Genomic DNA, 13,418 nt, shown 5'->3' with positions numbered 1-13,418 from the left:
GCGTCTAATACTAGGCGCCTGCTGTAAGGATGGTTCCATCCCTCAGCTCAGAATGCGTTCATACCGCGAACGAAACGCTTTCTCACCTCCTTCCATTTGCCGGCATATCAGTGCCTTCAGCGGCACTTCCTGCAGTGCTCCACAGAGCCCCGGGTACAGGCCAGTCCGATCGTGCTGCATACTGATAACGTATTCTGCATCGCCGTTAACCACGATAGGGGCAGAGTGTGACACAATAATCAGCTGGCGGCGTTTTTTGTTAGCCATGATGGCAGGGATCACGCTCATGCTCAGCATCAGGCAGTCCAGGTCATCTTCTGGTTGATCCAGCAGGAGAGGATCGGTGCCATACGACAGCAGGAACTGCAACATGCTCGCCCCTTTTTGTCCCGGTGAGGCAGAGGAAATGTCTTCCATCCCTCCTCCGGGCGTCTGGTACCGAATGTGGATCCCATCATCCGGATACCAGCATTGCAGCGCATCCATCTGCTGGTCAGTCAGACTTCTGAGCCGATTTCGGAACGTCCCGTGCAGTGCTGCACCTGCTCCTGAAGCCTCCAGGCGTATGTCATGATGCAGCGCTTTCAGCTCGTCCAGAGCTCTGTATTTATTCTCTGTTGCAGCAGGCAGCGGACTGAACGGACGCTGGCTGATAAAATCGTGCAGCAGCCCACTCCCCTCATCGTTGTCGTAGATACGTTCGGCAAAGTTATTGATCCCGGTAACCGCCTGGTAACCCGATACAATGTCATCATGCGGCGCGCACAGGGGCAGGATTTTGATTTCAAGTGCGCTAAGCGACAGGGAAGAGATAAATGCTTTGCGGTTATTAGTCAGTGTCATCCGGTGCTCACGCATCTGGGTCATCAGCAGCTCAGACCGTGTCACTGAGGCTGCAATCGCGCCGTCCAGCCCGTCGTAATTTCTCAGCTCATGTTGCAGCGATTCAATGCGTGCCATCAGATCATTGAGGACATCAGGATTCAAACCCTGCTCCCGGAGGGCAATAGCTTCGCTTTCTACTGCAGTCTCCTGGTCACTCACAGCTGTTCCGAGCGCAGTGAAAGCCTGTTCTCTCCTGATACTATCAAGCGTTGCTGCACATTCTGACAGAAGAGAACAGAGATGCTGATCATACTGCTGTTGCACAGACGACAGTCGCGCCATAAATTCTGCCAGCTGACCGGAGGGGGCCTGCAGGGTTGCAGTTAACGGCTGCGTTTCTGCAGCAAGAGCCTGAAGGTTGGCAATTCGCTGTTCATAGTGCTCCAAGGGCAAGGTGGCCGCAGACAGTTCGGCCTTGGCCTGGGCCAGTCGGTTGCAGACCGGGTAATAGGCGCTTGACTGCAGCTGGCTGACAGCACGTTGAGCATCGGATAATTCCCCCTGCAGTGTGCCTGCACTTACCAGCTTTGCCCTGAGGCTCCGCAGTGTGAGCTGTTCATTCAGATAGTCCCTTTCCAGCTGATCCCAGCGCTCCTTCCACGCTCGTTTGTTAACCCGCGGACTGTCATCACAGACGCGCAGGAATGCGCCAGTGTCCGAGGCCAGCTCATAGAGCATTTTCTGGCTGTAGATCGAGAGGGGAAAACGATCGGCCGACCAGTGGGTGTCAGGAACCCATTCACCATCACTCCGTATATGCAATTCATGACGACCGCCGGGCCGCCAACTGAGCCTAAAATCGGTGCCTTCTTTGCGGAACACACACTCGATGAAAGAATCCGCATCCATGCCCGCCCCCGTCTGACTAAACTGGTTAAGCTTGTTGCTTTGAGACACGGTCAGCCCTTCGATTTTTCGCATGGCCAGGCGGATACTTTCGATAAGCGTGGACTTACCACTACCCCGGGAACCAATCACCGCGTTGTAAAACGGGCTAAACTCAATGAAAGCTCCATTCTGATCCGCCGGCTGGCAAAGACGGGTCCTGAATGTCAGGCTGCGCAAATGTGAAGCTGGTGCCTCCGGTGGATTATCATCGAACAGCACGCAGTTTTCCGGATCGAGTAATGCATGTCTGAGACCGTCAAAATCAGGGGCGGACATCTTCAGCCAGCAGGTGCGCACTCCCGCTTGTTCAGGGTGGTGTGCATCTGATCCCCGGAGCCATGGCAAATCCGCAATTAGACGTCGGTGAGTCCCGTTGGTTATCTCCTCCTCCCGGTGCCTGATCTCCACTGCATGAGGCTTTGACTGAAAAGCGGCCGTCAGTTCCCCCTGATTAGTAAGGCTTGTCAGAACGCCTTTCGCTGCATCAATGTGTGCGAGGATACAAACCGCTTCGGGGTTACGGCGGATATTGCTGATGATGCCCGCGGGTCCCAGCTGAAGAACAAGCTCATGATTGGGTGTTTCACGCGAAATAGGGCAGTTGTTGTTGCACTGTGCCAGTAGCCGTTCCACCTCGGCGCTGGTGCTCTGTGTGTGCAACACGGCGAGGATATGAACGTTGCCGGTGGCCGTGAGCTCCACCCCCGGAAACAGAGTCAGCGGCCGGAAGTCTGCCAGTTCACCGGAACTGGCATCCCGGGACATGTTCGCCAGTTCCGCTTTCAACACGTCAATCCAGGCCCCACTGTTATGGTCACTGATGACAACACAGTCGACCTGCTGTCGCATGTAAGCCAGCAGCCATTCCCGGGGCTGGAGATCCGGTACTCTGTAGTCATCTGAGGCTGGGGTATGGTTATGAAAATCAAATTTAAACCAGCACGATCCTACCGTCATCGTTTCTTTTCCATGTGATTCCTAAGGTCATTCTACTATAGAAGCATTCACCTAGTAATTCAGTAACCGTTATGGTTGCTGTTGCCATTAACTTCAGTTGGCCTGGCAGAACAGTCAGAGGGCAGATAAGATCTTCTTCCATATCAGTGGCCTACATATCGACTGCCTTCAGTGACTTAAATGACCATGCTCCCCGTTCTCCCCTTTTGCTGAATTCACTCCGGCGTACTTTTACCGTATCTGCGGAGATCACTTCACTATGATCCAGCGTTACAGTGGCCAGCGTAGCCAAACTACTGTCCGTCAACGTAAACTCTTTCGGCAGACCCCATGGGCCGGTCTGACGTTCTCGATGCTACTGAATAATTCGCGGAGATAATCGGGGGGCATTTTGCCGCGCCCGTTAATGATGGCCCGATCACTTTCTGACAGACATCAAATTTCCGGGTGCTGCCTGGCTATAACTTGCAGGATGCCAGGGAGCCCCGGCCAGTATTTTCGGTCATAACGACAGGTCAGGCTATCGAGCGTTTCATGAAGATAATAACGGTAAAGCCCATCATTATCGAAACCCACGAAGGCTGGCTGTATCTGGCCGTAGTTGTTGGCCTGTTCTCGCGCAAAGTTATCGGCTGGTCAATGCAACCGCGGATGACAAAAGGTATTGTTCTGAATGCACTTTTGATGGCCGTGTGGCGACGTAATCCCCAAAAACAGGTGCTGGTTCATTCTGATCAAGGTAGTCAGTACACAAGCCATGAGTGGCAGTCGTTCCTGAAATCGTACGGTCTGGAGGGCAGTATGAGCCGTCTTGATAACTGTCACGACAGCGCAGTTGCAGAAAGCTTTTTCCAGCTACTGAAGCGTGAACGGATAAAGAAAAGATCTACGGAACACGGGAAGAAGCACGCAGCGATATTTTTGATTACATCGAAATGTTTTATAACAGTAAGCGTCGGTATGGTTCGAGTGATCGGATGCCACCGACGGAATATAAAAATCAATATTATCAACGGCTCAGAAGTGTCTAGATAATCCGTGGCGATTCAGTTACGGAGAAAAAACTCTGCTTTTTTTCCTGGGAGTAAAGCAGTTCGGCACAGATCGGAACTGATATTAGTGGCCGGTAAATAGCAGATATTCATCCATCATTTGCGTGAGGGATATGTTTTCCTCCTGCCGTCCAACCAGCCACAAGCCTAGATCTTCAGGTGCCTTACGTTTCAGGTTATCCAGCCAGTCTTCCAGCGTCGCACCTATCATCAAATCGTACCAACATAGCCAGACCAGTTTGTGGCGATGCTCCGGTGAACTGAATTGTTGTAATAGGCTAATCAGCCTATTTGCCAGTGGACGCTGCTTCAGGCGGATACATTCACTAAGCAATATACCTTCCAGCATTGGGTGGTGCAGTAAAGTTTTTTGCTTTGTCTCAAGGCTGATTTGCATATCAGTCACAACCGATACTGGCTCTGGCTGCAGACTTCCGTAAATCAGTCGGTAAAGGCATTGTGGTACCACTGCAGTCATCTGCCCTGCGCCGGGAAAGTACAGGCTGCCCACCATCAGATGATGGCTGGCCTGAATATTGGGATGACACATGCCATTTATGATGGCTAGTTTTGTGAACCCGTTTAGCCAGCGTTGATAGCTGTCCAGCAAACTGTCATATCGCGTCTTTGTCTCTTTCATGGTGAATTATCCCTGAATACTGAATGACAGGCAGCCGCAAACCTCCGCAATGAGCGGATAAAGAGTCTGCCAGTCAGGAAAGTGATATGTAAGGAGAGGTATCTAGCTGTGTGATTCGTCGATTCTCGCCTGTAGCCAGGCTTCCACTTCACTTTTCCGCCAGCGAGAACTGCGTCCCAGCTTTATCTGTTTAGGGAAAAGCCCCTCCTTGATGAGTCGGTATATCCATTTATCACTAACCCCAAGTAGGCTGGTGATAAACACCATATCGATAAACTGATCTTCGAGCAGGGAAGGTTTAACGGTCATGATTTGATTCTCCGGTAGCTAAGTGGGAACCGGAGATGGGTTAAGAATTACTGCAGCCCTCTCCGGCATAGCAACCGGTGCTGCTGTAAAAAACTAACTAAACTTTCTTGGTCTACCCTGCCTTGCAGGCGAAGGAACCTCATATACAACCCCAAATTAAATAACCATATTTTTGGTCTTCTTTTGTTAGATAACTGGCTATACGTCTGAGACTGTTTATGGCTTCGTTATTGTGATACTCAACAACATTGTTAATGTTGTCCTGATGATATTCCTTTGGTTTGCATCGCTGGTATTTTCCCTCGCCATAGGTAATTTGATGCCACTGTTCCCCTGCCTGTAAAATGAATGGGAATGATTTCTGATGTTCCCGGCCATTAAGATAAAAAATAGCATGGGCATTAACTGCCCCTTCTGATGTCCATTCCAGTACCCAGAAACTACCGACAACGCCAGGAAGGCTGATCATTGTCTGAGTAAGCTCTCTGAGGTCATCCTGTATTTCGACCGAGGAGTTACGAATGAATCGATTAGTACCCCGCTGGTAATCAAAATCCATTCGAAACGCCAGTATCTTGGCGTGACATGCCAGGATCTGATTAAGATGATGGTTGATCAGGTTCAGCAGGAAGTCATTAGGGATGATTTTCTTTAAATGTGGGTAATGTTTTTGCATTGCTCTGTTCCTTTGAGTTAATCCAAAGGAATTGGTACATCTTTTTTTTCTGTCACTTAAAGGATGCCTGCAAGGCAGGTTTTAATCACTTTTGACGGCTATATATCATCCCATGGCGGGGATGTTAGATGTCTATCAATTGGGATCTACTCTCTATAATACCAATTAACCTTAATTATTCTTTAACCTGATAACATTCCTCGGTTTCCCTACTGTTTTCTACAAGCTGCCCGTGGCAGTCATCTGAGGCACATAGTCAATTTCTAGTGTTTTCGGGATACTCATTTATATGATGCATATCATACCTCTTAAGTATCAATAGATTCAAGGCTTGAAGAGCTGTTACAGAAGCTTATTACAATCAAAAAAGAACGTAGTATACTACGTAGAGTGCTACGTCTTTTTCTACGATTGTTGTTACGTTTGAGGTTATGATGAGTGCAGGAAAAAAAGTGACCAGTCTCTGGATGAAAAGAGTAAATTTATGGCTTTACTGGGATATCTTTCGCTCAGCATTAATGCATGTTGATGAGTCTCGTGAATTAGTGGAAAGAATAGATGATGCCACTCTTTTCAAAGAGTCTTGCATTAAGCATATGAATAAAAAAGAAATGGTTAAATATTGGAGTGCGGAGGATTTCTTTGAAAAGAGTAAGCGAGAGGTTGAGGGTAAGTTAATACCTTTTAGTGAACTTGAGTGGATTGATTGTGAGCGTTCGTTGTCATTTGTTGCTAATTATATTCATGCCGAATATAAGCTATATACAAATAATAATACCCCCTCTCTTCTTGATATCACTTTACCTGAATGGAGCCTTGATTCTGATAAGGGTGGCGTAAATTATGACGGGTTAATTCTTTTGATCGACTATCAATGTCGTGTATCAAGCTTTAACCATATCCGTTCAAACTTAGAGCGTTTGAAAAATTCTTGGCTCCGTATCAAGAAAAAATTTGGCAATCCGTTCTGGTTCTCATTAACCAGACATGATGCTAAATACCAGGCAGATTATCAGTGGGTGATGTCTTACTTCGATAAGAACAAAATGATTAATGGTAATGTGGATTATTGGTTTAAAAAAAATATGAATCTGAAAGTTCATTCAATCTTTGATCAATGGGTTGAGAATAAATCTGATGCTGAAGGTGAATTGTTTATTATAAAAACAAAAAAAGCATGGGGTCAGAAAAAATTCAGAGATAGTGTTGCAAACAAAAAGGTTCTCAATACCTATATTAGCAAAGGCAGTAAGAGACAACTTGATTATCTGGTCAGTAAAAATGAAATGAAAATCAATGAATTGATTGAGATGCTGATCAATGATGCATACGCAAAAGCTAAACTGAAAAGTTGGGAGAATTAAAAAAGATCACAGATATATATCATCACTCTGAACACACCCCATTAACGGCAGAACCACGAGGTTCTGCCGTTTTTGTATTCTTTTTCAGAGGAGCAGTAATGAAACAATTTGACGGTCTGCAGTCACTGCAGCAACCGCTTTCCGGCCTGCCCCAATGGGTCTCTGAACGCATTCTGCAGCAGATAAATCAGCTTACTCACTATGAGCCGGTGATAGGCATTATGGGCAAAACCGGGACGGGAAAGAGCAGCCTGTGCAATACCCTGTTTGCTGGGGATATATCACCGATCAGTGATGTGGCGGCATGTACTCGAAAACCACTGCAGTTTCGCCTGCAGCTCGGCAAACGCTTTATGACAATTAGGGACCTACCCGGCGTTGGAGAGTCCGAACTACGGGATGCTGAATATGCCGCACTCTACCGTGAACAACTTCCTCGGCTCGACCTGGTGCTGTGGTTGATCAAGGCCGATGACCGGGCGCTGGCGGTGGATGAACATTTTTACCGGGAGGTGATTGGTGAGGCATACCGGCATAAGGTTTTGTTTGTTATCAGTCAGTCCGACAAGGTTGAACCCACCTGCGGTGGTGAAAAGCTGTCTACAGAGCAGAAACAAAATATCAGCCGCAAAATCTGCCTGCTACATGAGTTGTTCCAGCCGGTAAACCCTGTCTGCGCAGTGTCGGTACGTTTGCAGTGGGGGCTGCGGATGATGGTTGAACGGATGATTCGTTGCCTGCCGCGGGAGGCCAGTAGTCCGGTAGCGGTACAGCTTAGTGCTCCACTTCGTACCGATGCCGTTAATAAAAAAGCCCGTGACGATTTTGGTGAAACGGTCGGCTCGGTACTGGATACAGTAAGTTCCATGCCCCTGATACCGGCCCCGGTTCGGGCAGTCATCCAGTCTGTGCGCGATATCGTGGTATCGGTCGCTCGTGCAGTCTGGAACTTCTTCTTCTGAACATTAACCCTTCTAACTCGTAGTTTCCTGAGCCCTGCCGCGATTTTGCGGCGGGGCTTTTTGTATTTATTTTCCATCATGAGGAGTCTGCTTATGACCCGTCTGGCTTCGCGCTTTGGCGCAGCAAATCTTATCCGTCGTGACCGTCCGTTAACCCACGAAGAGCTGTTTCGTGTGGTGCCCAGTGTCTTCAGCGAGGAGAAGCATGCGTCACGCAGCGCACGGTATACCTGGATACCAACCATTACCGTTCTTGAAAATCTGCAGCGTGAAGGCTTTCAGCCTTTCTTTGCCTGCCAGACTCGAGTGAGAGACCCTGGTCGCCGTGAGCATACAAAGCACATGCTGCGCCTGCGTCGGGAGGGGCAAATTACCGGCAAGCAAGTCCCGGAAATCATTCTGCTTAATTCCCATGATGGCACCAGCTCGTATCAGATGTTGCCGGGATTATTCCGTGCGGTATGCCAGAACGGACTTGTCTGCGGTGAGTCGTTTGGTGAGGTGCGGGTGCCGCACAAAGGGGATGTGGTGAGTCAGGTGATTGAGGGGGCGTATGAAGTGCTGGGGATTTTTGACCGCGTGGAAGAGAAGCGTGATGCCATGCAGTCTCTGATGCTACCGCCACCTGCACAACAGGCGCTGGCACAGGCTGCACTGACGTACCGTTTTGGTGAGGACCACCAGCCGGTGACAGCACCTCAGATACTCTCCCCACGCCGTTGGCAGGATGAGAGCAATGATCTGTGGACCACATACCAGCGTATTCAGGAGAACCTGATTAAGGGCGGGCTCAGTGGCCGGAGTGCAAAAGGCGGGCGAACACATACCCGCGCCGTGCGTGGTATCGACGGAGATGTGAAGCTCAACCGGGCTCTCTGGGTGATGGCGGAAGCGATGCTGAGTGGGTTTCAGTCCTGAGAGTGTTATCTCCATGTTAACAAAGGACACTCCCTGTCCGTTTCCCCCTCATTGGATTGAGTGTTTTATCACCGCATTTCACGGTGTGCCGCGTCGGGCCTGCTTCCGGAGGCAGATAAAAAATAGTTCATTCCATGTCCATACCCTGTCCGCCCCCCTCTTTAGAATCATTTCATATTCAGTCAGTTAACTATTACGGAGATTTAAGATGGCACAGGCAGAGCGCCGTCATGACCGGCTGGCTGTCAGGCTGTCACTGATAATCAGCCGCCTGGTTGCCGGTGAAACGCTGAACATGGCGCGGCTGGCTGCAGAGTTTGGTGTGTCAGTCCGTACCCTGCGACGGGATTTTCGCGAACGGCTGATGTACCTCGACCTTGAGTATCGACGGGGGCAATGCCGCCTGCGCAGTACCGGTGGAGGAGTACAGGGCGAACTGGATGCGCTGACCTTTGCTCACCGGGCAGGACTGGCCGATATTTTTCCGGGGCTGGACCGGCGTCTGGCGGGCATGCTGCTCACTGCAGGAGGGATGCCGTGTCTGGTATGGCAGCCGCCACAGTCTGTGTCCCCGGCCAGCTCACTGGTGTTCTACCGCCTCGTCAGTGCCATAACCGCCTGTCAGCGGGTGCTGCTGTTGGCCGAGGGAGAGCGCTGTGACGGGTTGGCCCCATACCGCCTGATATCACTCGAAGGCTGCTGGTATCTCACCGGTGAACTTAACGGGCATATCACCGTGCATCCTCTGGCGACTATCCATGCGGTGACAGTTCTGAACACCACTTTTACCCCGCGAAAACGTCTCAGCCAGTTAACCACACAGGCGGGCTTTATCCGGGCTCTTCCGCACTTCAGCTGTATTCGCGAAGTCCTGTCTCCTGGCCCCTCTGAGGAGGAGCAGGGCAACACACTGATTTAATAACCTCTGTTAAGAAGGAAAAGCTATGACCTGGCATTACGAAAAAAATGGCATACGTCACGACAATGTGACCGAAGACGACATCACTGGCCTGATTGCGCGCGGTGAACTCACCGCTGCCACGCTGGTGTGGCGACAGGGCATGACGGAGTGGCAACCGGTCTCCGCCACCCCGCTGGCTTCGGTGCTGCTCCACAGCACCACACCACCCGCGCTGCCGGGGAGCCGCATTCCGGGCGGAGTGGTATGGACGCTGGCATTTGCTCCCTTCATTGGTTATGCGCTCGAGCTGTGGACGGCAGGGTTGAACGGAATGTCTTTTGACGAGGCATATGAAGCCGTCTCGGGCGGGCAGTACTGGTTTATCACGCTGCTGCTCAATATCGCTCTGGGGTATCTCGATGAACGACGTCTGCGTAAGGCCGGAGTGGATACCGCCATGTTCGGCAAACTGGCCTGGCTGGTGCCGTTCTATTTGTGGCGTAGGGCGAAAACCCTCGGTCAGAAACCGGCTTACTTCTGGGTATGGCTTGTGATGCTGGCCCTGACCGTCTGGGCCTGAATCACCGCTACCTGATACTTTCTCTGTTAAGGACCAACGTAATGAAAATACTGATTAAAATACTGGGTATTACCGGCAGCCTTCTGCTTTGTACAGGGGCTCAGGCTCAGCCTTATAACCGGACGCTACCTGCGGTAGTTAATGACAATAACGGGAATATTTTCTGGTGTGATGCGCATCGTCAGGTTACCGGCAAATGTGAAGCCATGTCTGTTGACCGCCTGGGTGGAATGGTCACAGTTCGTTCAGCACCCTTTAAGGACTGCGAAGGCGGCCTGTGGGGCTGGATAACTATCATGCGCAACGATGTGTCGAAGGGATTCACCATTACTCCGGACAAGAAATTCGGTCTCACCGTAAAAGACCTGTGCCGTCCGGGCACGGTAGTGACCTTTAAGCCCAACCAGAAGAAGCCGGAATATGACGACCTGGTGGCACTTTACCAGGGCAAAGAGCTGTTTCGCTACCGGCGCTTCTGATAACACCCGATATCAACCACTCTTATTTTGCCCAACTGCGGGCTGGATTAATTCAGGACGAAGACCATGCTGAAAATACTGACCTCTGCTGTACCCGCCCTCATTCTGTCACTTGCCGCATTCAGTGCCGGTGCCGCTCAGCTTCCGGCAAGCCTGATGGATAAAGACAATCCCGGCCAGGAGTACTGGTGCCAGGGAAACGACATCAACACCTCCATGTGCTCACTGACCAGTGTCAGCGACGACCATAAATTTGCCCTGATTCAGGACCTGCCGGGCCCGGCCTGTGAAGACTTAAGCTTCGGGGTTATTGATCTGGTGCGTCAGACCGGCGTCAACATTCCTTACGACGGTGGTGACTGTAAGGGTGATGTGCAGGCCGGTTTTGTGCGAGGCACGAAAGATAATGCCCTGTATGTGAAAATTGTCCGGGGCAGTAAAACCCTGCGGTTGTATAAAGTACAAACCGGTTACTGATAATCACCCCATACCTGAATACTCCCATAGCCCCTGACGCGTCTGCGTCAGGGGCTTTTGCTTTTAAGGTACACCGAATGCCTGAATCTCACATGCTGCCACCGGGACCTTTTACCCGACAGCAGGCCGAAGCGGTTACCCGTCGGTATCAAAACATCGCTATTGAAGATGACCAGCGCAGTCACTTCCGCCTGGTAGTTCGCGACTCTGAAGGTCGAATGATCTGGCGGGCGTGGTGCTTTGAACCGGATGCCGGTGAAGGGCTTAACCGTTATATCCGCAAGTCAGGCATCCTCAGAGCATTCTTCTCCTGATTACACCCATCCATCATCCCTGCATGTCCTTTATTTCCCATACGCCAGCCATCGTCGCTGGCGTTTTTATTGACGGAGAATATCCATGACGACACAAACTCAATGCGAATTGATGTCCGCTAATGAACCTCAATTTGACCTCACTGCAACACCAGTACCTGACGAACAGCGCCTCGATTTCTGGCCGCTGTACTTTGGCGCTATCCCGCAATGGCTAACGCTGGAACCGCGTATTTTCGCCTGGATGGAGCGCTTCTGCGATGAGTACAGCGGTGGTATCTGGTCCTTTTACACACTCAGCAATGGCGGCGCGTTTATGGCTCCTGATGCAGACGGTGATGATAAATGGCATCTGTTCAACAGCATGAACGGCAATGGTGCGGAAATGAGCGCGGAAGCCGCAGGTATCGCGGTCTGCCTGATTGAATACAGCCATCACGCCTGTCGTACAGAATGTGACGCAATGACCGCACACTATTATCGCCTGCGGGACTATGCCCTGCAGCATCCAGAAGCCCACGCCATTCTGCGTATCATCGACTGACCAGAGGTATAACGAATGAAACAGCTTTCCTTTTTACCCGGCGAGATAACGCCACAGGACCGGCGTCTCATCCAGCGTGCTCTCAGAGTTCTGGACCGGCACTTGCATGAGCCCGGGGTGGCCTTCACCTCCACCCACGCCGTCCGGGAGTGGCTGCGACTGCATATGGCCGCGCTTGAGCGGGAAGAGTTCCGGGTGTTGTATCTGGACAACCAGAATCAGTTGATTGCCCATGAGACGCTCTTCACCGGCACGATTAACCGCACTGAAGTCCATCCCCGGGAGGTGGTTAAGCGAGCCCTGTATTTCAATGCGGCGGCGGTGATTCTGGCGCATAACCATCCTTCCGGCGAGACGACGCCCAGCCATGCTGACAAAGCCCTCACGCAGCGGCTGGTACAGATACTTCAGATGGTAGATATCCGTGTCCTTGACCATCTGATTATCGGCGGCAGGCAAATCTATTCGTTCGCAGAACACGGTCTGCTGTGAGGTATTACATGAAAATTATCAGTAAACGCCGGGCAATGACGATATACCGCCAGCATCCTGAGTCCCGAATATTTCGCTACTGCACCGGAAAATATCAGTGGCACGGTAGCGTCTGCCATTACACCGGCAGGGAAGTTCCGGATATCACAGGAGTCCTGGCGGTATATGCCGAACGCCGCCAGGACCGCAGCGGACCGTATGCCTGCCTGATGAGTATTACCCTGAACTGACAATAAAGGAGGTTATCAATGAGCAACATCACATGGGGCCTGCAGCGGGATATCACGCCACACCTGGGAGCCCGTCTGGTGCAGGAGGGGAACCGGCTGCATTATTTGGCTGACCGGGCCAGCATCATCGGTAAGTTCAGTGACGCCGAATGCCGGAAGCTGGATGAAATATTCCCGCACTTTATCAGCCAGATGGAATCCATGCTGACCACGGGAGAACTGAATCCCCGTTACACCCACTGTATTACCCTGTATCACAATGGTTTTACCTGCGAAGCCGATACCCTTGGCAGTTGCGGCTACATATACATCGCCGTTTATCTCACTCAACGCTAACTAATTTCACAAGAGCAAACATGAAAACTTTACCTGCAACGACTCCGCAGGCGGCGAAGCTATGTCTGTCGCCCGTGTCTGTCTGGCAAATGTTACTGACACGCCTGCTGGAACAGCACTATGGCCTGACACTGAACGACACACCATTCAGTGATGAGACTGTTATTCAGGAACATATCACTGCTGGTATTACGCTGGCTGATGCCGTTAATTTTCTGGTGGATAAGCACGAACTGGTTCGTATTGATCGCAGGGGATTCAACTGGCAAGAACAGTCCCCATACCTGCGGGCTGTCGATATTCTGCGGGCGCGACAGGCAACTGGTTTATTGAAAAGAAATCGTATTAACGCAACACGTTGAATATTGGCAATAGCCTCCCTGATTCATATTCCAGATATATTTACTTATTACA

General features: G+C 50.8%; 17 protein-coding genes and 1 pseudogene. 14 read left to right on the top strand and 4 right to left on the bottom strand.

The window, feature by feature from the left end:
* Window positions 1-42 precede the first annotated feature (42 nt).
* Window positions 43-2,730, bottom strand: a complete 2,688-nt coding sequence (ppl, locus tag HU019_RS03135) for an anti-phage protein Ppl (protein ID WP_174849308.1) — start codon at window positions 2,728-2,730, stop codon at window positions 43-45.
* A gap of 564 nt (window positions 2,731-3,294) precedes the next feature.
* Between ppl and HU019_RS03130 the strand changes: the two are divergent.
* Window positions 3,295-3,761, top strand: a pseudogene (locus tag HU019_RS03130) (IS3 family transposase); the annotation flags it as partial.
* A gap of 85 nt (window positions 3,762-3,846) precedes the next feature.
* On the opposite strand, the gene HU019_RS03125 reads toward HU019_RS03130, so the two are convergent.
* The 3 genes from HU019_RS03125 to HU019_RS03115 form a co-directional block, all read right to left on the bottom strand.
* Window positions 3,847-4,422, bottom strand: a complete 576-nt coding sequence (locus HU019_RS03125; protein ID WP_174849307.1) for a hypothetical protein — start codon at window positions 4,420-4,422, stop codon at window positions 3,847-3,849.
* A 102-nt stretch (window positions 4,423-4,524) separates the two neighbouring features.
* Complete coding sequence (locus HU019_RS03120) at window positions 4,525-4,731, bottom strand: helix-turn-helix transcriptional regulator (protein ID WP_008324847.1); 207 nt, start codon at window positions 4,729-4,731, stop codon at window positions 4,525-4,527.
* 139 nt (window positions 4,732-4,870) lie between these two features.
* Window positions 4,871-5,407: a hypothetical protein gene (locus HU019_RS03115; protein ID WP_227739333.1), complete on the bottom strand. Its 537-nt coding sequence runs from the start codon at window positions 5,405-5,407 to the stop codon at window positions 4,871-4,873.
* 452 nt (window positions 5,408-5,859) lie between these two features.
* On the opposite strand from HU019_RS03115, the gene HU019_RS03110 reads away from it, so the two are divergent.
* From HU019_RS03110 to HU019_RS03050, 13 genes are all read left to right on the top strand, one after another.
* On the top strand, window positions 5,860-6,771 hold the full coding sequence (locus HU019_RS03110) for a hypothetical protein (RefSeq protein WP_227739335.1): 912 nt from the start codon (window positions 5,860-5,862) through the stop codon (window positions 6,769-6,771).
* A gap of 98 nt (window positions 6,772-6,869) precedes the next feature.
* Window positions 6,870-7,733, top strand: a complete 864-nt coding sequence (locus HU019_RS03105) for a GTPase family protein (RefSeq protein WP_174849305.1) — start codon at window positions 6,870-6,872, stop codon at window positions 7,731-7,733.
* A gap of 93 nt (window positions 7,734-7,826) precedes the next feature.
* Complete coding sequence (locus tag HU019_RS03100) at window positions 7,827-8,651, top strand: DUF932 domain-containing protein (protein ID WP_008783817.1); 825 nt, start codon at window positions 7,827-7,829, stop codon at window positions 8,649-8,651.
* Between the two features lie 208 nt (window positions 8,652-8,859).
* On the top strand, window positions 8,860-9,570 hold the full coding sequence (locus HU019_RS03095; protein WP_174849304.1) for a DeoR family transcriptional regulator: 711 nt from the start codon (window positions 8,860-8,862) through the stop codon (window positions 9,568-9,570).
* 25 nt (window positions 9,571-9,595) lie between these two features.
* Complete coding sequence (locus HU019_RS03090; RefSeq protein WP_174849303.1) at window positions 9,596-10,132, top strand: DUF4339 domain-containing protein; 537 nt, start codon at window positions 9,596-9,598, stop codon at window positions 10,130-10,132.
* 41 nt (window positions 10,133-10,173) lie between these two features.
* Window positions 10,174-10,611: a hypothetical protein gene (locus HU019_RS03085; RefSeq protein WP_174849302.1), complete on the top strand. Its 438-nt coding sequence runs from the start codon at window positions 10,174-10,176 to the stop codon at window positions 10,609-10,611.
* A gap of 66 nt (window positions 10,612-10,677) precedes the next feature.
* Window positions 10,678-11,088 (top strand): hypothetical protein, encoded by a 411-nt coding sequence (locus HU019_RS03080; protein WP_023302274.1) that lies wholly within the window; start codon window positions 10,678-10,680, stop codon window positions 11,086-11,088.
* 77 nt (window positions 11,089-11,165) lie between these two features.
* Window positions 11,166-11,402: a DUF905 domain-containing protein gene (locus tag HU019_RS03075; protein WP_174849301.1), complete on the top strand. Its 237-nt coding sequence runs from the start codon at window positions 11,166-11,168 to the stop codon at window positions 11,400-11,402.
* An 85-nt stretch (window positions 11,403-11,487) separates the two neighbouring features.
* On the top strand, window positions 11,488-11,946 hold the full coding sequence (locus tag HU019_RS03070; protein ID WP_174849300.1) for an antirestriction protein: 459 nt from the start codon (window positions 11,488-11,490) through the stop codon (window positions 11,944-11,946).
* A gap of 15 nt (window positions 11,947-11,961) precedes the next feature.
* On the top strand, window positions 11,962-12,438 hold the full coding sequence (locus tag HU019_RS03065; protein ID WP_174849299.1) for a JAB domain-containing protein: 477 nt from the start codon (window positions 11,962-11,964) through the stop codon (window positions 12,436-12,438).
* A gap of 8 nt (window positions 12,439-12,446) precedes the next feature.
* Window positions 12,447-12,668: a DUF987 domain-containing protein gene (locus HU019_RS03060; RefSeq protein WP_016239684.1), complete on the top strand. Its 222-nt coding sequence runs from the start codon at window positions 12,447-12,449 to the stop codon at window positions 12,666-12,668.
* An 18-nt stretch (window positions 12,669-12,686) separates the two neighbouring features.
* Window positions 12,687-13,004, top strand: coding sequence for a type IV toxin-antitoxin system YeeU family antitoxin (locus HU019_RS03055; protein ID WP_174849298.1), 318 nt, complete (start codon window positions 12,687-12,689; stop codon window positions 13,002-13,004).
* A gap of 20 nt (window positions 13,005-13,024) precedes the next feature.
* The gene (locus HU019_RS03050; protein ID WP_174849297.1) at window positions 13,025-13,366 is read left to right on the top strand and encodes a TA system toxin CbtA family protein; all 342 of its coding nucleotides are present in this window, start codon (window positions 13,025-13,027) and stop codon (window positions 13,364-13,366) included.
* Window positions 13,367-13,418: the final 52 nt, after the last annotated feature.

Source organism: Yersinia artesiana, assembly GCF_902726545.1.
Classification (GTDB): domain Bacteria; phylum Pseudomonadota; class Gammaproteobacteria; order Enterobacterales; family Enterobacteriaceae; genus Yersinia; species Yersinia artesiana.
The sequence above is the reverse complement of the archived record's forward strand: the minus strand, read 5'-3'. Positions and strand labels throughout refer to the sequence as shown.